Annotated in this window: 15 protein-coding genes; 12 read left to right on the forward strand and 3 right to left on the reverse strand. The window is 67.4% G+C overall.

Features of this window, described 5'->3' with window-relative positions; translation table 11 throughout:
• Positions 1–40: 40 nt before the first annotated feature.
• Together RD110_RS14975 and RD110_RS14980 are read right to left on the reverse strand one after the other, a co-directional pair.
• Entirely contained in the window at positions 41–1,015 is a 975-nt protein-coding gene (locus tag RD110_RS14975; RefSeq protein WP_076200212.1) for a tripartite tricarboxylate transporter substrate-binding protein, read from the reverse strand.
• Between the two features lie 70 nt (positions 1,016–1,085).
• Positions 1,086–2,252, reverse strand: coding sequence for a mandelate racemase/muconate lactonizing enzyme family protein (locus RD110_RS14980; protein ID WP_076200213.1), 1,167 nt, complete (start codon positions 2,250–2,252; stop codon positions 1,086–1,088).
• A gap of 106 nt (positions 2,253–2,358) precedes the next feature.
• On the opposite strand from RD110_RS14980, the gene RD110_RS14985 reads away from it, so the two are divergent.
• From RD110_RS14985 to prmB, 6 genes are read left to right on the forward strand one after another with little or no spacing between them, the layout of a single operon-like run.
• Complete coding sequence (locus tag RD110_RS14985) at positions 2,359–3,252, forward strand: LysR family transcriptional regulator (protein WP_076200214.1); 894 nt, start codon at positions 2,359–2,361, stop codon at positions 3,250–3,252.
• 33 nt (positions 3,253–3,285) lie between these two features.
• The gene (gene dapC / locus RD110_RS14990; protein WP_076200215.1) at positions 3,286–4,560 is read left to right on the forward strand and encodes a succinyldiaminopimelate transaminase; all 1,275 of its coding nucleotides are present in this window, start codon (positions 3,286–3,288) and stop codon (positions 4,558–4,560) included.
• A 40-nt stretch (positions 4,561–4,600) separates the two neighbouring features.
• Complete coding sequence (dapD, locus tag RD110_RS14995) at positions 4,601–5,434, forward strand: 2,3,4,5-tetrahydropyridine-2,6-dicarboxylate N-succinyltransferase (protein WP_076200216.1); 834 nt, start codon at positions 4,601–4,603, stop codon at positions 5,432–5,434.
• Positions 5,435–5,494: 60 nt separating this feature from the next.
• A complete protein-coding gene (locus RD110_RS15000; protein ID WP_076200217.1) occupies positions 5,495–6,637 on the forward strand; it encodes a PilT/PilU family type 4a pilus ATPase in 1,143 nt (380 codons plus the stop codon).
• Positions 6,638–6,645: 8 nt separating this feature from the next.
• Positions 6,646–7,851, forward strand: coding sequence for a succinyl-diaminopimelate desuccinylase (dapE, locus tag RD110_RS15005; RefSeq protein WP_076200218.1), 1,206 nt, complete (start codon positions 6,646–6,648; stop codon positions 7,849–7,851).
• On the forward strand, positions 7,848–8,717 hold the full coding sequence (prmB, locus tag RD110_RS15010; protein ID WP_076200219.1) for a 50S ribosomal protein L3 N(5)-glutamine methyltransferase: 870 nt from the start codon (positions 7,848–7,850) through the stop codon (positions 8,715–8,717). Before dapE ends, prmB begins: the two co-directional genes overlap by 4 nt.
• 101 nt (positions 8,718–8,818) lie before the next feature.
• Here prmB and gnd read toward each other — a convergent pair whose 3' ends face one another.
• Positions 8,819–10,243, reverse strand: a complete 1,425-nt coding sequence (gnd, locus tag RD110_RS15015; protein ID WP_076205070.1) for a decarboxylating NADP(+)-dependent phosphogluconate dehydrogenase — start codon at positions 10,241–10,243, stop codon at positions 8,819–8,821.
• A 197-nt stretch (positions 10,244–10,440) separates the two neighbouring features.
• Here gnd and RD110_RS15020 point away from each other — a divergent pair, with 197 nt between their 5' ends.
• The 6 genes from RD110_RS15020 (at position 10,441) to RD110_RS15045 (ending at position 18,855) form a co-directional block, all read left to right on the forward strand.
• Entirely contained in the window at positions 10,441–12,459 is a 2,019-nt protein-coding gene (locus RD110_RS15020) for an ABC-F family ATP-binding cassette domain-containing protein (RefSeq protein WP_076200220.1), read from the forward strand.
• Between the two features lie 89 nt (positions 12,460–12,548).
• Entirely contained in the window at positions 12,549–12,800 is a 252-nt protein-coding gene (locus tag RD110_RS15025; protein ID WP_076200221.1) for a GlsB/YeaQ/YmgE family stress response membrane protein, read from the forward strand.
• A gap of 16 nt (positions 12,801–12,816) precedes the next feature.
• Positions 12,817–13,371, forward strand: a complete 555-nt coding sequence (locus RD110_RS15030) for a hypothetical protein (RefSeq protein WP_157900196.1) — start codon at positions 12,817–12,819, stop codon at positions 13,369–13,371.
• A gap of 142 nt (positions 13,372–13,513) precedes the next feature.
• Complete coding sequence (gene imuA, locus RD110_RS15035) at positions 13,514–14,383, forward strand: translesion DNA synthesis-associated protein ImuA (protein ID WP_076200222.1); 870 nt, start codon at positions 13,514–13,516, stop codon at positions 14,381–14,383.
• Positions 14,331–15,728 (forward strand): Y-family DNA polymerase, encoded by a 1,398-nt coding sequence (locus RD110_RS15040; protein WP_239467045.1) that lies wholly within the window; start codon positions 14,331–14,333, stop codon positions 15,726–15,728. Before imuA ends, RD110_RS15040 begins: the two co-directional genes overlap by 53 nt.
• Complete coding sequence (locus RD110_RS15045; protein WP_157900387.1) at positions 15,721–18,855, forward strand: error-prone DNA polymerase; 3,135 nt, start codon at positions 15,721–15,723, stop codon at positions 18,853–18,855. The genes RD110_RS15040 and RD110_RS15045 overlap by 8 nt, the downstream gene beginning before the upstream one ends.
• Positions 18,856–18,865: the final 10 nt, after the last annotated feature.

Below are 18,865 nucleotides of genomic sequence, written 5' to 3' on the forward strand. Positions count from 1 at the left end.
CTGCGGACAGGGTCTGCTTGACTCCGCCACTACTTGGCTTCTACTCGGCGGTCTCCCCGGAATCCTTGATGATCTTCGACCAGCGCGCCATCTCGGCCTCGACGAACTTCCTGTGTTCGGCGGGGGCGAGCCGCTCGTCTGCCACCACGGTCAGGCCCAGCGCCTCTTCGCGCTTGATGAGCTCCGGGTCCTTTAGCGCCACGCGCAAAGCGGCGTTCAGCCGCGCCAGCACCGCTGGCGGCGTGCCCTTGGGCGCATACAGGCCATGCCAGACCGTGACATTGAAGCCGGTAAGACCCGCTTCGGAGAGCGTCGGCACCGCGGCCAGCAAAGGCAATGTCATGCGCTGCGGACTGCTCACGCCGAACACCTTGACCTTCCTGGCTTCGATCTGCGGCGTGGCATTGGTGGCCTGTTCACACATCAGGTCGACCTGGCCGCCGATCAGGTCGGTCATGGCCGGCGCCGTGCCCTTGTAAGGCACCGGCGTCATGTTCGACTTGAGCGCGCTCTGCAGCATCAGGCCGCACAGGTGCGAGGCCGAGCCGACGCCGGCATTGGCCAGGTTGACCTTGCCGTGGTTGTCGGCGATCCATTGGCGCAATTCGGCAAAGTTGTTCGCGGTCAGCGTGGGCTTGCCGATCAGCGTGGACGGCGCTTCGTTGACCAGGCCCAGGTACTCGAAATCCTCCAGCGTCCTGTAGCTCAGTTTCTTGTACAGCGCCGGCGCAGTCGCCAGGCCGATGTGGTGCACCAGCAAGGTGTAGCCATCGGGTACGGCCCGCGCCACACGTGCCGCGCCGATGGTGCCGCCCGCGCCGGCCGTGTTGTCGACGATCACGGTCTGGCCCAGCGGTTTGCGCAGGGCTTCGGCCAGGTCGCGCGCGATCTTGTCGCTGGGCCCGCCGGCCGCAAACGGCACGAGGAGGGTGACGGGCTTGTCGGGGAATTCGGCCCGGGCCGCGGCGGCCAGTGCGGCCAGCAGCAATGCGGAGCCGTATCTGAGAAAGCGCATGGTTTTGTCTCCTGTATGGTTTCTTGCCCCCTCGCCCCTCGGAGGAAGGGCTTGGGTGAAAGGTCGCCGCTTATTCCGACAGCGCCTTCATGTGCGCGAACAGATCGGCCTTGCCTTCGAAGCCGATACCCGGCAGATCGGGCATGGTGACGTGGCCGTCGATCACCTTCACGCCGTCGGGAAAGCCGCCGAAGGGCTGGAACAGGTCCGGGTAGCTCTCGTTGCCGCCCAGGCCCAGCCCGGCGGCGATGTTCAGCGACATCTGGTGGCCGCCGTGCGGGATGCAGCGGCTGGCCGACCAGCCGTGTTCCTTCAGCATATCCAGGGTGCGCAAATATTCCACCAGACCGTAGCTCAGCGCGCAGTCGAACTGCAGCCAGTCGCGGTCGGCGCGCATGCCGCCGTAGCGGATCAGGTTGCGCGCGTCCTGCATGGAAAACAGGTTCTCGCCGGTGGCCATTGGGTTCTTGTAGTAGTTGCGCAGCGTCGCCTGGAGTTCGTAGTCGAGCGGATCACCGGCTTCTTCGTACCAGAACAGGTCGTACTGCGACAGCGCCTTGGCATAGGCAATCGCCGTGTCCAGGTCGAAGCGGCCGTTGGCATCCACCGCCAGCTTCTGGCCGTCCTGCAGCACGCTGAGAATGGAGTCGATGCGGCGCAGGTCTTCATCCAGCGAGGCGCCGCCGATCTTCTTCTTGACCACGGTGTAGCCGCGGTCGATGTAGCTTCGCATCTCGTCCTTGAGCTTGCCGTGGTCCTGGCCGGGATAGTAATAACCGCCGGCGGCGTAGACGAAGACCTTTCGATTCGCCTGGCCGTTGCCGTAGCGGTCGGCCAGCAGCTGGAACAGCGGCTTGCCTTCGATCTTGGCGACCGCGTCCCAGACCGCCATGTCCATGGTGCCGATGGCCACCGAGCGTTCGCCGTGGCCGCCGGGCTTCTCGTTGGTGAACATGGCGTTCCAGACCTTGTGCGGATCGATGTTCTTTCCGCTGTCGTCGACAAGCGACTCCGGATCGGCTTCGAGCACACGCGGGATGAAACGTTCGCGCATGAGCTTGCCCTGGCCGTAGCGGCCGTTGGAGTTGAAACCGTAGCCGACCACGGGTTTGCCGTCGCGGACCACGTCGGTGATCACGGCCACCAGGCTCAGCGTCATCTTGCTGAAGTCGATGTAGGCGTTGCGGATGGGGGAACTGATGGGGAGGGTGATCTCCCGAATGTCGACGATTTTCATGGATGCTCCGTAGTGGACCGATGGGTTGGTGCGCCTATCATCCCAAGTGCGGCCCCATCCGGCCAATGCTCTTTTTCTCTGCTTCAATGCCTTCAAAGCACCGGTGATGAACCTCTCCTGGCTCGACGATTTCCTGGCCCTGGCCGCCACGGGCAACTTCTCCCGCGCGGCCGACGAACGCCACATGACCCAGCCCGCCTTCAGCCGCCGCGTGCGGGCGTTGGAGGAATGGCTGGGCACCGAACTGTTCGACCGCAGCACCCAGCCCGCGCGGCTGACCGAGACGGGTGAGTGGTTCAAGAGCGTGGCGCAGGACCTGCTGGCCCAGGTGGCGCGGGTGCCCGGCGAGGCGCGCGCCGTGGCCGAGGCCAGTTCGGCCACGCTGCGCTTCGCCGCCACCCATGCGCTGTCGTTCACTTTCCTGCCGGGATGGCTGCGCGGCCTGGAGTCGCGCACGTCCGTGGGACCGGTGCAGCTCGTCTCCGACGTGATGCAGCGCTGCGAGGCCCTGCTGCTGCAGAGCAAGGTGCAGTTCGTGCTGAGCCATGCCCACGCGCGCATCGCGAGTCCGCTGCAGGCCGCCGGTTATCCGTCGGTGCAGGTCGGCGCAGACCTGCTGATCCCGGTGTCCGCGCCGGGCGGCGTTGGCCTGGCGCGGCATCGCCTGGGCCTGCAGGAGCCTGCTCCTGCCTGGCTCAGCTACAGCGCCGAATCCGGCCTGGGCGCCATCCTGCGCGAGGTGCATGGCGTCGCGCTCGAACGGCTCGCCGGGCAGACGCTGTTCACGGCGCACCTGGCGTCGGTGCTGCGCACCATGGTGCTGGATGGCCGTGGGCTGGCCTGGCTGCCGCGCACGCTGATCGCCGACGATCTCGCCAGCGGCAGGCTGGTCGAGGCGGCCGCGGCCGAATGGTCGATCCCGCTTGAGGTGCGGCTGTACCGCGACCGCGCCCACCTCGGCCGCGCGGCCGAGGCGCTGTGGACGGCGGCGGGCGGCTGAACCGATCGGTTTTGTCCGGGATAATCCAGCCCCATGAATCCCCTGCTCGCTAAACTCCAGCCCTACCCCTTCGAGCGGCTGAAACAGCTGTTCGCCAGCGTCACACCCAACCCGGCCTACCGGCCGATCAGCCTGGGCATCGGCGAACCCAAGCACGCCACGCCGCCTTTTCTGCAGCAGGCCATGGCGGCGGCCATCACCAGCCCGATCGCCTCCAGCGGTGCATCGTCGGGGCTCGCGGCCTATCCGGCCACGGCCGGTGACCCGGCGCTGCGCCAATCGTTCACCGACTGGCTGCAGCGGCGCTACCACCTGAAGCTCGACCCGGCCACCCAGGTGCTGCCGGTGAACGGCTCGCGCGAAGCCTTGTTCGCCTTCGCGCAGACCGTGATCGACCCGAGCCGGACCGATGCCACCGTGGTCTGCCCGAATCCGTTCTACCAGATCTACGAAGGCGCGACGCTGCTGGCCGGCGCCACGCCGTGGTATGCGCCCAGCGACCCCGCGCGCAACTTCGCGGTCGATTGGGACAGCGTGCCGGCCGAGGTCTGGGCCAGGACGCAGCTGCTGTTCGTCTGCTCGCCCGGCAACCCAACGGGCGCCGTGATGCCGCTGGCCGAGTGGGAAAAGCTGTTCGCACTGAGCGACCGGCACGGTTTCGTGATCGCCTCAGACGAGTGCTACAGCGAGATCTACTTCCGTGACGAGCCGCCGCTGGGCGGCCTGGAGGCGGCCTTCAAACTCGGCCGCAAGGATTTCAGGAACATCGTGGCCTTCACCAGCCTGTCCAAACGCAGCAACGTGCCCGGCCTGCGCAGCGGCTTCGTGGCCGGCGACGCGGCGCTGATGAAGCAGTTCCTGCTCTACCGCACCTACCACGGCAGCGCCATGAGCCCGGTGGTGCAGGCCGCGAGCATCGCCGCCTGGAACGAGGAAAGCCACGTGGTCGACAACCGCGCGCAGTACCGCGCCAAGTTCGCCGAAGTCACGCCGCTGCTGGCCGAGGTGATGGACGTGGCCCTGCCCGACGCCGGTTTCTACCTCTGGGCCGAGGTGCCCGGCCCGGCCATCGTGGATGGCCTGGACAGCGACGCGGCCTTCGCACGCGACCTGCTGGCTGCCTACAATGTGACGGTGCTGCCGGGCAGTTACCTGGCCCGCGAAACCGCTGGGCCGGCCGACGCCGATGGCCATCCCACCACGCTGAACCCTGGCCGCCAACGCATCCGCATGGCCTTGGTGGCCGAAACCGCCGAATGCGCGGAAGCCGCAAAACGCATCGTCCAGTTCGTCAAGGCGCGAGCCTGATTCGCTTTTTCATTTTCCCGTTCCACAGAGACCTTCAGACATGACACAGCAACTGCAAAACACCATCGACGCCGCCTGGGAAAACCGCGCCAGCCTCTCGCCTTCTTCGGCACCGAAAGAAGTCAGCGAAGCCGTCGAACACGTGATCCACGAACTGAACAACGGCACGCTGCGCGTGGCCACGCGCGAAGCCGTGGGCCAGTGGACCGTGCACCAGTGGATCAAGAAGGCCGTGCTGCTGTCGTTCCGCCTGAAGGACAACGAGCTGATCCAGGCCGGCCAGCTCGGCTTCTACGACAAGGTGCCGACCAAGTTCGCGCACCTGAGCGCCGAGGAAATGAAGGCCACCGGCGTGCGCGTGGTGCCGCCGGCCGTGGCGCGCCGCGGCAGCTTCATCGCCAAGGGTGCGATCCTGATGCCGAGCTACGTGAACATCGGCGCCTATGTCGATGAAGGCACCATGGTCGACACCTGGGCCACCGTGGGCTCGTGCGCACAGGTCGGCAAGAACGTGCACCTCTCCGGCGGCGTGGGCCTGGGCGGCGTGCTCGAGCCGCTGCAGGCCAACCCGACCATCATCGAAGACAACTGCTTCATCGGCGCACGCTCCGAAGTCGTCGAAGGCGTGATCGTCGAGGAGAACTCTGTGCTGGGCATGGGCGTCTACATCGGCCAGAGCACGCCGATCTTCAAGCGGGACACCGGCGAGATCATCTACGGCCGCGTGCCCGCCGGCAGCGTGGTGATCAGCGGTGCCCTGCACAAGAAGACGGCCGACGGCACGCCCTACAGCACCTATGCGGCCGTCATCGTCAAGACCGTCGACGCCCAGACCCGCGCCAAGACCAGCCTGAACGACCTGCTGCGCGACTGATCGCGCGATCTTTCGTTACATTGTGTTCTACGGTCGAGAAATTCACTTTCAGGAAACACCATGAGCACGATGGAGCGGATATTGCGGTTGATGCAGGAGAAGCGCGCCTCCGACCTCTTCCTCTCGGCCAACGCACCGGCCCTGATCAAGATCGGCGGCCAGGCCGTGCCGATCAACAGCCAGCTGCTGCAGTGGGATGCCCCGCGCAACCTGCTGGCCGAAGTCGTGCCCGCCGGCCGCATCGAGGAGCTGGAGCAGACCGGCGAGCTGAACATGGCGATCTCCATGGTCGGCGTGGGCCGCTTCCGCGTGAGCGCCATGCGCCAGCGCGGCACGTATGCGGTGGTGATCCGCTACATCACCAGCGAAATCCCGTCGCTGGCCGGCTTGAAGGTGCCGCCGGTGCTCGGCGAACTGATCATGCAAAAGCGCGGGCTGGTGCTGGTGGTGGGGGCTACCGGCGCCGGCAAGACGACCACGCTCGCGGCCATGATCGACCACCGCAACGCCAATGCCAGCGGCCACATCCTGACCATCGAGGAGCCGGTTGAATACCTGTTCCGCAACAAGAAATCGGTGGTCAACCAGCGCGAGGTCGGCACCGACACCGACTCCCTGCAGGTCGCGCTGAAGAACGCGCTGCGCCAGGCGCCCGACGTGATCCTGATCGGCGAGATCCGCGACCGCGAAACCATGACGGCGGCGATACAGTATGCGCAGACCGGCCACCTGTGCCTGGCCACGCTGCATGCGAACAACAGCTACCAGGCGCTGAACCGCATCCTGAACTTCTACCCCGTGGAAACGCGGGCCACCATGCTCGGCGACCTGGCGTCCAGCCTGAAAGCCATCGTCTCGCAGCGCCTGCTGCGCACGCCCGCAGGCGAACGCGTGCCGGCGGTGGAAATCCTGCTCAACACCATCCTGGTGACCGACCTCATCGAAAAAGGCGACTTCGGCGCGGTCAAGGAGGCCATGGAAAAATCCATCGCCGACGGTTCGCAGACCTTCGAAGGCGACATCGCGCGCCTGATCAAGGAAGGCATCATCGACCGCAAGGAAGGCCTGGCCAACGCCGATTCGGCCACCAACCTAATGTGGCGGCTGCAGAACGATTTCGAGCGCGCCGCCCCGCCACCGGCACCCGCCGAGACCGAAAACGAAGCGTCCTTTACGGAAATCGTGCTGGACGTCAAACATTAGGAATACCGATGAGCCGCACACTGCAACTCACCGAACAACTGATCTCGCGCCACTCCGTCACCCCGGAAGACGCGCACTGCCAGAAAATCATCGCCGAACGCCTGAAGCCGCTGGGCTTCGTGTTCGAGACGGTGGAAAGCGGCCCGGACGACTTCCGCGTGACCAACCTGTGGGCCGTGCGCAAGGGCTTCGGCCCGACGGATGCGGCCCAGGCCTCGACCGCCACACCGGTGGCGACCAAGCTCATCGTCTTCGCCGGCCACACCGACGTGGTGCCCACCGGCCCGCTCGAGCAGTGGACCAGCGACCCGTTCACCCCCACGCATCGCGACGGCAAGCTGTTCGGCCGCGGCGCCAGCGACATGAAGACCTCCATCGCCGCCTTCGTGGTGGCGGTGGAGGAATTCGTGGCGGCACATCCCGATTCCTACCTGTCGATCGCGCTGCTGCTCACCAGCGACGAGGAAGGCCCGGCCACCGACGGTACCGTGATCATGTGCGAATGGCTGGAGCGCCACGGCGAGCAGATCGACTACTGCATCGTCGGCGAGCCCACCTCGGTGGAGCGCACCGGCGACATGATCAAGAACGGCCGGCGCGGCACTATGGGCGGCAAGCTCACCGTGAAGGGCGTGCAAGGCCACATCGCCTATCCGCAACTCGCGAAGAACCCGATCCACCTGGCGCTGCCGGCGCTCGCCGAACTGGCCACGGTGGAATGGGACAAGGGCAATGCCTTCTTCCAGCCGACGAGCTGGCAGATCAGCAACATCCATTCGGGCACCGGCGCCACCAACGTGATCCCGGGCGCGGCGGTGGTGGACTTCAACTTCCGCTTCTGCACCGAATCCACCGCCGAAGGCCTGCAGCAAAGGGTGCAGGAGGTGCTGGACCGGCACGGGCTCGACTATGAGCTGAAGTGGACCGTCGGCGGCCAGCCGTTTTTGACCACGCCGGGCACACTCGTTGATGCGGTGAGCGAAGCCATCCGCCAGGAAACCGGCCTCGCCACCGAGCTCTCCACCACCGGCGGCACGAGCGACGGGCGCTTCATCGCGCGCATCTGCCCGCAGGTGATCGAGCTCGGCCCGCCGAACGCGAGCATCCACAAGATCGACGAACACGTGGCGCTCGCCGACATCGAACCGCTGAAGAACATCTACCGCCGCGTGCTGGTGCTGCTGGACCAGCAATTGCAGGCAGATCCGGCATGACCGTCCTCGAACTCATCGAACAGGGCGCCTCCAGGCTGGAGGCCGCCGGCGTCTCCTACGGCCACGGCACGGCCAACGCCTTCGACGAGGCCGCCTGGCTGGTGTTGTGGCGGCTCGGCCTTCCGCTCGACGCCCTGGATGAAGTATCAAATCGGCTTGTGACGCAGGAAGAACAAGCGCAGGTTGCTACACTTTTTGAATCCCGCATCAGCACGCGCAAACCCGCGGCCTACCTCACGCGCGAAGCCTGGCTGCAGGGCGTGCCCTTCTACGTGGACGAACGCGCCATCGTGCCGCGCTCCTTCATCGCCGAATTGCTGATGGACGGCGGCTTCGACTATTGGCTGCGTGAAGACACGAGCAAAGTACTGGACCTGTGCACCGGCAACGGCAGCCTCGCCGTGCTCGCGGCCATGGTGTTCCCGGAGGTCACGGTGGTCGGCGCCGACCTGAGCCCCGACGCCTTGGCCGTGGCGCGCATCAACGTCGACAAACACGGCCTGGCCGAGCGCATCACCCTGGTCGAATGCGACGGCCTGAGCAAAGTGGAAGGCCCGTTCGACCTGATCCTGTGCAACCCGCCGTATGTGAACAGCGGCAGCATGGCCACGCTGCCCGCCGAATACCAGGCCGAGCCGGCCCTGGCGCTGGCCGGCGGCACGGACGGCATGGACTTCATCCGCACGCTGCTGCGCGATGCTGCGGCCAAGATGTCTCCCGAAGCCGTGCTGGTGCTCGAGATCGGCAACGAACGTGAGCATTTCGAGGCGGCGTTCCCTACGCTGGAAGTGTTCTGGCTGGAGACCAGTGCGGGGGAAGACCAGGTGCTGTTGGTCACACGGGACGCGCTGGCCGCGCTTTCCTAGTTCCCGTTCGCACTGAGCTTGTCGAAGTGCTGCCCCATGCGCAGAAGGGGCTTCGACAGGCTCAGCCCGAACGGATTTCCGTGAGCCGGGCAGCGGTGACGCTAACCAATCACTTCCGGCCACTCCGTATGAAAGAACTGCCCCTCCGGCTTGTCGATCCGCTCATACGTATGCGCCCCGAAGAAGTCGCGCTGCGCCTGCAGCAAATTCGCCGACAGCCGCTCCGAGCGGTAGCTGTCGTAATAGGCCAGTGAAGCGCTGAAGGCCGGCACCGGGATGCCGTTGCTGACCGCCAGCGCCACCACTTCGCGCCAGTTCTGCTGCGTCTGGTTCAGCAGATCCTTGAAGAACGGCGCCAGCATCAGGTTCACCAGCGCCGGATCGGTGCGGTAGGCGTCGGTGATGCGGTTCAGGAAGCGCGCGCGGATGATGCAGCCGCCGCGCCAGATCGAGGCGATGCCGCCGAAGTCCAGGCCCCACTGCTTCTTCTCGCCCATGGTCTTGATCAGGTCGAAGCCCTGGGTGTAGCTGATGACCTTGGAGGCGTACAGCGCGTCGTGCACCTTGGCCACCAGGTCCTTCTTGGCCGCGCTGAGATCCGGCTTCGGACCTTGCAACTGTTGGCTCGCCACCACGCGCTGCTTCTTCTGCGAGGACAGCACGCGCGCTTCCACGGCGGCGTTGATGGTGCTGATGACGACGGCGTTTTCCGCGGCATTGATCAGCGTCCACTGGCCCGTGCCCTTCTGGCCGGCCTTGTCGAGGATCAGCTCCACCAGCGGCTGGCCGGTCTCCGGGTCCTTCTGCTCCAGCGCCTTGCCGGTGATCTGTATCAGGTAGCTCTGCAGGTCGCCCTCGTTCCACTCGTTGAAGATGGCGGCCATCTCGTCGGTGGTGAAGCCGGCCGCCTTGAACAGGCTGTAGGCCTCGCAGATGAGCTGCATGTCACCGTATTCGATGCCGTTGTGGATCATCTTCACGTAGTGGCCGGCGCCGCCGGGGCCGATGTGGATCACGCAGGGCTGGCCGTCGACCTTGGCGGCGATGCTCTCGAAGATCGGCTTCATCACCTCCCAGGTGGAGGCCGGGCCGCCGGGCATGATGGCCGGGCCCTTGCGCGCGCCCTCCTCGCCGCCGGACACGCCGGCGCCGATGAAGCGCAGGCCCTTGCTGCTGAGGTACGCGTCGCGGCGCTCGGTGTCGGTGTAGAGGCTGTTGCCGCCGTCGATGATGATGTCGTCCTTGTCGAGCAGCGGAATCAGTTGCTCGATCACCTGGTCCACCGGCGCGCCGGCCTTGACCATGATCTGGATCTTGCGCGGCAGCGCCAGGCTCTGCACGAAGGCCTCGAGCGTGTCGCAGCCCACCAGCTTCTTGCCCGGATTGGCAGCGACGAATTCGTCGGTCTTGTCGGTCGTGCGGTTGTACACGCTGACCTGGAAGCCGCGGCTTTCCACGTTCAGCACCAGGTTCTGGCCCATGACGGCCAGGCCAATCAATCCGAAATCGCTTTTCTTGCTGCTCATGGTCTCTTTCTGGTGAAACATTTGAAACACTGGCGGGTTGTCAACCGCATTTTCCCCGAGGGCGAAAGCCCAAGTGCGTCGCGCCTGTAAAATCGAGGGCATCGGTCGGTGGTTTCATTCTAGGGGCCACGTTGCAGCCCCTTGCGGCAGCTGGGCCATCTCTTATCCTTCCGGCCGCCTTCTCGGCCCCCATTGCCATGATCACCCTCAAGAACGTCGTCCTGCGCCGCAGCGCCAAAGTATTGCTCGACAGCGCCAGCGTCACCATCAACCCCGGTGAAAAGGTCGGCCTCGTCGGGCGCAACGGCGCGGGCAAGTCCACGCTGTTCGCGCTGCTCAACGGCACGCTGCACGAGGACGGCGGCGACTTCCAGGTGCCCGCGCAATGGCGCCTGGCCCAGGTGGCCCAGGACATGCCGGAGACCGAGCAGAGCGCCACCGACTTCGTGATCGAAGGCGACGTGACGCTTTTGGCCGCCCAGCAGGAAGTGGCCGCGGCCGAGGCCACCGACGACGGCGAACGCATGGCCAACGCCTACATGGCCCTGTACGACGCGGGCTCCGGCGACGCCCAGGCGCGCGCGCAGGCGCTGATCCTCGGCCTGGGCTTCAAGACCACCGAGCTCGAGAACCCGGTGAACAGCTTCTCCGGCGGCTGGCGCATGCGGCTGCAGCTCGCCCGCGCGCTGATGTGCCCGTCCGACCTGATGCTGCTCGACGAGCCGACCAACCACTTGGACCTGGACGCCCTGGTGTGGCTCGAAGCCTGGCTCAAGCGCTACACCGGCACGCTGTTGGTCATCAGCCATGACCGCGAATTCCTCGACGCCATCACCGACGTCACGGTGCACATCGAATCGGCCAAGCTCAACCGCTACGGCGGCAACTACACCAAGTTCGAGGACATGCGCGCCGAGAAGATGGAGCAGCAGCAGGCCTCGTTCAGCAAACAGCAAGAGAAGATCGCCCACCTGCAGAAGTTCATCAGCCGCTTCAAGGCCCAGGCCAGCAAGGCGCGCCAGGCGCAAAGCCGCGTCAAGGCCCTGGACCGCATGGAAAAGATTGCCCCGCTGCTGGCCGAGGCCGAATTCACCTTCGAATTCAAGGAGCCGGCCAACCTGCCCAACCCGATGCTGTCGATGTCCGACGCGACCTTCGGCTACCCGCCGGCCGACGACGCGCCGGCCGGCACGGGCCCGACCGTCATCGTGCAGAAGGTCAACAAGTCGGTGCTGGCCGGCCAGCGCATCGGCATCCTCGGCGCCAACGGCCAGGGCAAGTCGACACTGGTGAAGACCGTGGCGCGCGCGCTGGCGCCGATCCAGGGCGAAATCCTGGAGGGCAAGGGCCTGAACATCGGCTACTTCGCGCAGCAGGAACTCGACGTGCTGAGCCCGGCCGACACCCCGCTCGAACACATGATCCGCCTGGTGAAGGACACCACGGCCGCCGGCAAGCTCGCCGGCCAGGGCACGCGCGAGCAGGACCTGCGCAGCTTCCTCGGCACCTTCAACTTCAGCGGCGACATGGTCAAGCAGGCCGTGGGCAGCATGAGCGGCGGCGAAAAGGCCCGGCTGGTGCTGTGCATGATCGTCTGGCAGCGCCCCAACCTGCTGCTGCTCGACGAGCCGACCAACCACCTGGACCTGGCCACCCGCGAGGCACTGGCCATGGCGCTCAACGAATTCGAAGGCACGGTGATGCTGGTCAGCCACGACCGCGCGTTGCTGCGTTCGGTGTGCGACGAATTCTGGATGGTGTCGCGCGGCGGCGTCGAGCCCTTCGATGGCGACCTCGACGACTACCAGCGTTACCTGCTCGACGAATCCAAGCGCCTGCGCGAGGAAGCCAAGAACGCGGTCTCCAACGCCGCGGCGCCGGCGCCCGCGGTCGTCGTGGCCGCTCCCGTCGCCGCACCGGCGCCCAAGGCCGCCAACCCGGCCGAGCAGCGCCGCGCGGACTCGGCACGCCGCCAGCAGCAGGCCAACCAGGCCAAGCCGCTGCAAAAGGAACTCGACAAGGTCGACCAGGCCATGGCCAAACTGCAATCGGAAAAAGGCCAGATCGAAGCGCAGATGAGCCAGCCGCTGCCGCCGGCCGAGATCGCCAGCGCCGGCAAACGCCTCAAGATCGTCGGCGACGAACTCGCCGTCCTCGAAGAGAAATGGCTGTCGCTTTCGGAGCAGATCGAGGCTGCGCGCACGGCCGAGGTTTGATTCGGTTACGGTCCTACACGTCCGCTACATTTGAAGCGGCTACATTTGATGCCGGTTGACACCCTATTCATTTGTATACAGGAGTTCGCATGTTTTCTCTGATCGGCACCATCATCATCGGCTTCGTGGTCGGCCTCATCGCCCGTGCACTCAAGCCCGGCGACGACAAGCTCGGCTTGATCATGACCTCCATCCTCGGCATCGCCGGCGCCTTCCTGGCCAACTTCGTCGGCCAGAAAATGGGCTGGTACGGCGCCGGCCAAGCCGCCGGCTGGATCGCCTCGGTGGTCGGCGCCATCATCCTGCTGTTCATCTACAGCCTGGTCAAAAGCAAGACCTGAGCATCAGGTGACGGGCATGGAATCCGCACTTCAACTCGCCGCCGGCGATGCCGCTTTGACGGACGCCGTGCGCCGCGCGCGCAAGCTGCTGCACCGCCGGGCCCTGGTGGCGGCCGCCGCCAGCGTGGTGCCCGTCCCTGGCCTGGACTGGGCGGTGGATGCCGCCCTGCTCTCCAAGCTCATTCCCGAAGTCAATGCGGTGTTCGGCCTCACGCCGGCCCAGCTCGACCAGCTCGACCCGCACAAACGCGACCAGGTGCAGAAGGCCGTGGCCCTGGTCGGCTCGGTGCTGATCGGCAAATTCATCACCAAGGACCTGGTGCTCAGGGCCGCCAAGACGGTCGGCATGCGCCTGACCACGCAGCAGGCGGCCAAGTACGTGCCCCTGGCCGGCCAGGCCGTGTCGGCCTTCATGGGCTACACCGCGATCCGTTACCTCGGCGAGGAACACCTGCGCGACTGCGTGCGGGTCGCCAAGTCGGCGCAATTGCTGCTGCCCGCGCCTGTTGGCGCCGTGACCACCGTGGCCAAGCGCCGCTTCGGTTTCGGCCGCCCTTCCTCGGCGCCCTGACGCCGTTCCCGTCTGGACCCTGCTGGCCGCCATGGGCCGGCCTGGCCGTGCCTGCATCGGCCGAAACCGCCTTCGGCTGAACTGGCGGTTCGGAGCTTCTGACTCTATACTGTGAATAACCACAGTATTGAATCGCCTCCCGATGTCCGCCTCCGCCATTCCCATCCTCGACAGCCTCTGGCGCGCCAGCGAAATGGGCAGGCCGGCGAACGTCACCACGCCATCGGGCCACCCGGGTCTCGACGCCGAGCTGCCCGGCGGCGGCTGGCCCGCGGGCCAGCTCAGCGAAGTGCTGCAGGCCCAGGCCGGCCTGCACGAATGGCGGCTGCTGCTGCCGGCCGTGCGGGCCGCGGCGGCGCATGGCGCGGTGGTGCTGATCGGCTGCCCGCACTGGCCCAACATGGCCGCCCTGGCCGGCCACGGCATTCCGCTGGCGCGCATGCTGGTGGTCGAGGCCGAGCGCCCGGCCGAACGGCTGTGGGCGGCCGAGCAAGCCCTGCGCTGCCGCGACCTGGCGGCGCTGCTGGTGTGGCTGCCGCAGGCGCGCGCCGAGCAGTTGCGCCGGCTGCAGTTCACCGGCCAGGCCGCGCACCAGCCGCGCGCGCCGCTGGCCTTCGTATTCCGCCCGCTGTCGGCGCAGCAGGATGCGTCGCCCGCGCCGTTGCGCCTGAGCCTGCGGCTCGATGGCCGGCCGGCGCAGGCGGGTCAGGGCGCCCTGCCCGGCCTGGAGATCGAGATCTTCAAGCGCCGCGGGCCGCAGCAGGCCGCGCCGCTGCGCCTGCAGACCGCCCTACCGCCCGTGCTGGCCTTGTGGGCGGCGAGCCAGGCCCGGCCTGCGGTGCCGTCCACGACGGCCGACGAGCGGGCTGGCCGCATCGACAACGTCGTGCCGCTGCCCACGCCTGCTCCGTCACCTCCGTCACCTCCGTCACCTTTGTCCCCTCCGGCCCCTTTGCCCCATGCCGCATCCCATGTGGTGGATCGCATTCGCCCCGTCGCCGCCTCCGCCTGAACCGGCCGCCGCCGAGGCGAGCCTGCAGGCCCTGAGCTGGTGGGCGCTGCAGTTCAGCCCGCGCGTGTGTGTGCAGGAAGGCTGCGTGCTGCTCGAGGTGTCGGCCAGCGAGCGGCTCTTCGACGGCCGGCGTGCGCTGCTGGAACGCCTGCGCGAACAGGCGGCCGACCAGGAAGTGCAGGCCATGGCGGCGGCGCCCACGGCGCTGGCCGCGCTCGGGCTGCTGCACGGCATGCCGCTGCCGGCAGTGCCCGATGCCGGGGATGGGCCGGAAGCGCCGCCGGGCCTGCGCCAGCTTCCGCTCGTCGACTGCCCCGCCCACCAACTGCGCGCCACGCTCGATGCGCTGCCCGTCTTCGCGCTGGCCGCGGCCCGGCCATTCGCGCCCACGCTGGTGCGCCTGGGCTGCGCCACGCTCGGCCCGTTGCGCGCGCTGCCGCGCGGCGGCATCTCGCGGCGTTTCGGCGCCGGGCTGCTGCGCGCGCTCGACCAGGCCTATGGCCTGGCGCCCGAAAGCTTCGACTGGACCGTGCTGCCCGAGCAGTTCCGCCTGCGGCTCGAATTCCTGGGCCGCATCGAAGTCGCGGCCGGCCTCATGTTCGGCGCGCACCGGCTGCTGCGCCAGCTCAAGGCCTGGCTGCTGGCGCGGCAATGCGGCGCCACCGGCGTGGTGCTGCATTGGGAGCATGACCTGCAGCGCCGCAGCGAAGCGCCGAGCGGCTCGCTCACCGTGCGCACGGCCGAGGCCACGCGCGACACCACGCACCTGGCACGCCTGCTGGCCGAACACCTGGACCGCACGCCGCTGGCTGCGCCGGTGGTGGCCATCACGCTCGAGGCGATCGGCGTGGAGGCCCGGCCCGACGCCACGCCCAGCCTGCTGCCCGAAGACCAGGCGCAGGGCGAAACCCTGCAGCAGTTCATCGAGCGGCTGTCGGCGCGGCTCGGCCCGGCGAAAGTGCTGCGCCCCGAAGCTCTGGCCGACCATCGGCCACAGCGCAGCCAGGCCTGGCACCAGGCCGCAACCAGCGCGCCCGCCAGGAACACCGCACCCGCCTTTCCCGCCGCGCTGGCGCAGCAGCCGCCGTGGCTGCTGCGCCAGCCAATGGCCCTGGCACTGCTGGACGAGGCTCCACTGCTGCAGGGCCCGCTGACCCTGCTCGCCGGCCCGGAACGCATCGAAGCCGGTTGGTGGGACGGCGGCGACAGCCAAGCCGCTGACGCCACCGCGCGCGACTACTTCCTGGCCCGGAGCGAGCATGCGGGCCTGGTGTGGATCTACCGCGAGCGCAAGTCTTCCGAACATGCGCGGCAGGGCTGGTTCCTGCATGGTGTCTATGGTTGAGCCGTCATCTTCACCCGCCTACGCCGAGCTGCAATGCGTCACCAACTTCAGCTTTCACCGCGGCGCATCGCATGGCGAGGAACTCGTCGACCGGGCCAAGGCCCTGGGTTACAGCGCGCTGGCGATCACCGACGAATGCTCGGTGGCCGGCGTGGTGCGGGCCCACGTCGAGGCCAAGAAACAGCAACTCAAGCTGCTGATCGGCGCCGAATTCAGGGTCCACACCCGCGGCCCGGCCGGCTGGTTCACGCTGGTGCTGCTGGCCTGCAACCGCACGGGCTACGGCCAGTTGTGCGAACTCATCACCGCGGCACGCGCCGGCCAGCAGCGCGGCGCCTACACACTGCACCAGGACGATTGGCCGCACCGGCTCGGCGACTGCGTGGCCCTGCTCTCGCCGCGGCGCGACCTGGCGCACACGGCCACGCGCGAAGCCATCGTCGGCGCCGCGCTGTGGCTGCGCGAACATTTCGAACACCGCTGGCTGGCCCTCACGCAACTGCAGCGCATGGACGATGCGCTGTGGGAACACCAGTTGCGCGAGGCCGGCCGCCTCGCCGCCGTGCCGCTGGTGGCCACCGGCCAGGTGCAGATGCATGTGCGCAAGCGCAAGCGGCTGCACGACGTGCTCACCGCCGTGCGGCTGGGCCGGCCGCTGGCCGAATGCGGCTTTGCGTTCGCCCCCAATGCCGAGGCCCATCTGCGCCCGCGCGCGCAACTCGCCACGCTGTACCCGGCCGACTGCCTGGCCGAGACGCTGCGCGTGGCCGCGCTGTGCCGCTTCAGCCTCGACGAACTCCGGTACGAATACCCGCACGAGGTGGTGCCCGATGGAGAAACCTCCGCCAGCTACCTGCGCCGCTGCACCTACGAAGGCTCGGGGCGGCGCTTTCCCGGCGGCATGCCGGCCGAGGTGCAGTTGCAGGTCGAGCGGGAACTCGCGCTGATCGGCGAGCTGCACTACGAAAAATACTTCCTCACCGTCTACGACATCGTGCGTTTCGCGCGCGAGAAAGACATCCTGTGCCAGGGCCGCGGTTCGGCCGCCAATTCGGCCGTGTGTTATTGCCTGGGCATCACCGAGGTGAATCCCGCGCAGACCTCCACCCTGTTCGAACGTTTCATCAGCAAGGAACGCAACGAGCCACCGGACATCGACGTGGACTTCGAACACCAGCGGCGCGAGGAAGTGATCCAGTACCTGTATGAAAAATACGGCCGCCACCGCGCCGCCCTGGTGGCCGCCGTGGCCTGCTACCGGCCGCGCAGCGCCTTGCGCGACGTGGGCAAGGCCCTGGGCATGCCGGCCGAAGACATCGACCGGCTGGCCAAGCACCAGCAGTGGTGGGACGGCCCGGAGGTGATGGGCGAGCGGCTGCGCGAACTCGGGCTCGACCCGGCTTCGCGGCGCGTGCAGTCGTGGCTCGACCTGACGCGCCAGCTCATCGGCTTTCCGCGCCACCTGTCGCAGCACAGCGGCGGCTTCGTGCTGTCTGGCGAAGCCATCACCAGCACCGTACCGGTGGTGCAGGCCGCGATGGAAAACCGCACCACCATCGAATGGGACAAGGACGACATCGACGCGATCGGCCTGCTCAAGGTCGACGTGCTGGCGCTGGGCATGCTGACTGCGCTGCAGCGCACGCTCAAGCTCAAGAGCGCCTGGGAAGGCGTCGACTTCTGCCTGCAGGACATTCCGCAGGACGACAAGCCCACCTACGCCATGATCTGCCGCGCCGACACCGTCGGCGTGTTCCAGATCGAGTCGCGGGCGCAGCAGAGCATGCTGCCGCGCCTCAGGCCCGAGAAGTTCTACGACCTGGTGGTGGAAGTGGCTATCGTGCGGCCCGGGCCGATCCAGGGCGGCATGGTCCATCCCTACCTGCGCCGGCGCCAGGGCCTGGAGCCAGAAACCTATGCCAAGGAGGAATTGCGCGCCGCGCTCGGGCGCACCCTGGGCGTGCCGATCTTCCAGGAACAGGTGATGCAGATCGCGATGATCGCCGCCGGCTTCAGCGGCGGGGATGCCGACGACCTGCGCCGCTCCATGGCCGCCTGGCGGCGCAAGGGCGGCATCGACAAGTTCTACCAGCGCATCGTCGACGGCATGGAAGCCCATGGCTACGAACGCGAATTCGCCGAGTCCATCTTCAAGATGATCGAAGGCTTCGGCGAATACGGCTTCCCCGAAAGCCATGCCGCGAGTTTCGCGCTGCTGGTCTACGCCAGTTCCTGGCTCAAATGCCACCACCCTGCCTTCTTCCTGGCGGCGCTGCTGAATTCGCAACCCATGGGCTTCTACAGCCCCTCGCAACTGGTGCAGGACGCCAGGCGCCACCAGGTGCAGGTGCGCGCCGTCGACGTGATGGCCAGCGACTGGGAATCCACGCTGGAGCCGCTGTCGGACACCGAACACGATGTGCCCGCCGTGCGCCTGGGCCTGCAACTCGTCAGCGGCCTCCCCCAGGCCAGCGCCGCGCGCCTGGTCGAAGCCCGAAACACGGCCCTTTTTACCGATGCCGAAGACCTGGCCCGCCGCGCGCACCTGGACAGCACCGACATGAACGCGCTGGCCGCGGCCGATGCGCTCATGAGCCTCAGCGGCCACCGCCGCCAGCAGGTGTGGGATGCGAGCGCCCTGCACGCCACGCCGCCGCTGCTGGCCGAGGCGCCGGTGTTCGAGGACTTCCTCGCGCTGCCCGAAGCCGAGGAAGGCGAGGAAATCCTGCACGACTACGACACCCTGGGCCTGACGCTGCGCCGCCACCCGGTGGCCCTGCTGCGGCCCTGGCTCGACCGGCACCGCGCGCTGTCTTCGGCGCGGCTTGCGAACCTGCCCAACGGCCGCCTGGTGCGCGCCTGCGGCCTGGTCACCACGCGCCAGCAGCCGGCCACGGCCAAGGGCACGGTGTTCGTCACGCTCGAGGACGAAACCGGCTGCGTCAACGTGATCGTCTGGAAAGACGTGCGCGATGCCCAGCGCCAGGCCCTGCTCGGCGCGCGCCTGATGGCCGTGGACGGCGTGTGGCAGCGCCAGGGCGAGGTGCGGCACCTGCTGGCGCGGCGGCTGATCGACGTGTCGAGGAAGCTGGGCACGCTGCCGGTGGCGAGCCGCAACTTCCGTTGAGCCGCCGCGC

The sequence above is a fragment of the Rhodoferax koreense genome (genome assembly GCF_001955695.1).
GTDB classification, from domain to species: domain Bacteria; phylum Pseudomonadota; class Gammaproteobacteria; order Burkholderiales; family Burkholderiaceae_C; genus Rhodoferax_B; species Rhodoferax_B koreensis.

What these genes read in the sequence shown, in the direction of transcription:
- RD110_RS14975 (WP_076200212.1), bottom strand. Translation starts at nt 1,015, where the DNA reads ATGCGCTTTCTCAGATACGGCTCCGCATTGCTGCTGGCCGCACTGGCC.
- RD110_RS14980 (WP_076200213.1), bottom strand. Translation starts at nt 2,252, where the DNA reads ATGAAAATCGTCGACATTCGGGAGATCACCCTCCCCATCAGTTCCCCC.
- RD110_RS14985 (WP_076200214.1), top strand. Translation starts at nt 2,359, where the DNA reads ATGAACCTCTCCTGGCTCGACGATTTCCTGGCCCTGGCCGCCACGGGC.
- dapC (WP_076200215.1), top strand. Translation starts at nt 3,286, where the DNA reads ATGAATCCCCTGCTCGCTAAACTCCAGCCCTACCCCTTCGAGCGGCTG.
- dapD (WP_076200216.1), top strand. Translation starts at nt 4,601, where the DNA reads ATGACACAGCAACTGCAAAACACCATCGACGCCGCCTGGGAAAACCGC.
- RD110_RS15000 (WP_076200217.1), top strand. Translation starts at nt 5,495, where the DNA reads ATGAGCACGATGGAGCGGATATTGCGGTTGATGCAGGAGAAGCGCGCC.
- dapE (WP_076200218.1), top strand. Translation starts at nt 6,646, where the DNA reads ATGAGCCGCACACTGCAACTCACCGAACAACTGATCTCGCGCCACTCC.
- prmB (WP_076200219.1), top strand. Translation starts at nt 7,848, where the DNA reads ATGACCGTCCTCGAACTCATCGAACAGGGCGCCTCCAGGCTGGAGGCC.
- gnd (WP_076205070.1), bottom strand. Translation starts at nt 10,243, where the DNA reads ATGAGCAGCAAGAAAAGCGATTTCGGATTGATTGGCCTGGCCGTCATG.
- RD110_RS15020 (WP_076200220.1), top strand. Translation starts at nt 10,441, where the DNA reads ATGATCACCCTCAAGAACGTCGTCCTGCGCCGCAGCGCCAAAGTATTG.
- RD110_RS15025 (WP_076200221.1), top strand. Translation starts at nt 12,549, where the DNA reads ATGTTTTCTCTGATCGGCACCATCATCATCGGCTTCGTGGTCGGCCTC.
- RD110_RS15030 (WP_157900196.1), top strand. Translation starts at nt 12,817, where the DNA reads ATGGAATCCGCACTTCAACTCGCCGCCGGCGATGCCGCTTTGACGGAC.
- imuA (WP_076200222.1), top strand. Translation starts at nt 13,514, where the DNA reads ATGTCCGCCTCCGCCATTCCCATCCTCGACAGCCTCTGGCGCGCCAGC.
- RD110_RS15040 (WP_239467045.1), top strand. Translation starts at nt 14,331, where the DNA reads ATGCCGCATCCCATGTGGTGGATCGCATTCGCCCCGTCGCCGCCTCCG.
- RD110_RS15045 (WP_157900387.1), top strand. Translation starts at nt 15,721, where the DNA reads ATGGTTGAGCCGTCATCTTCACCCGCCTACGCCGAGCTGCAATGCGTC.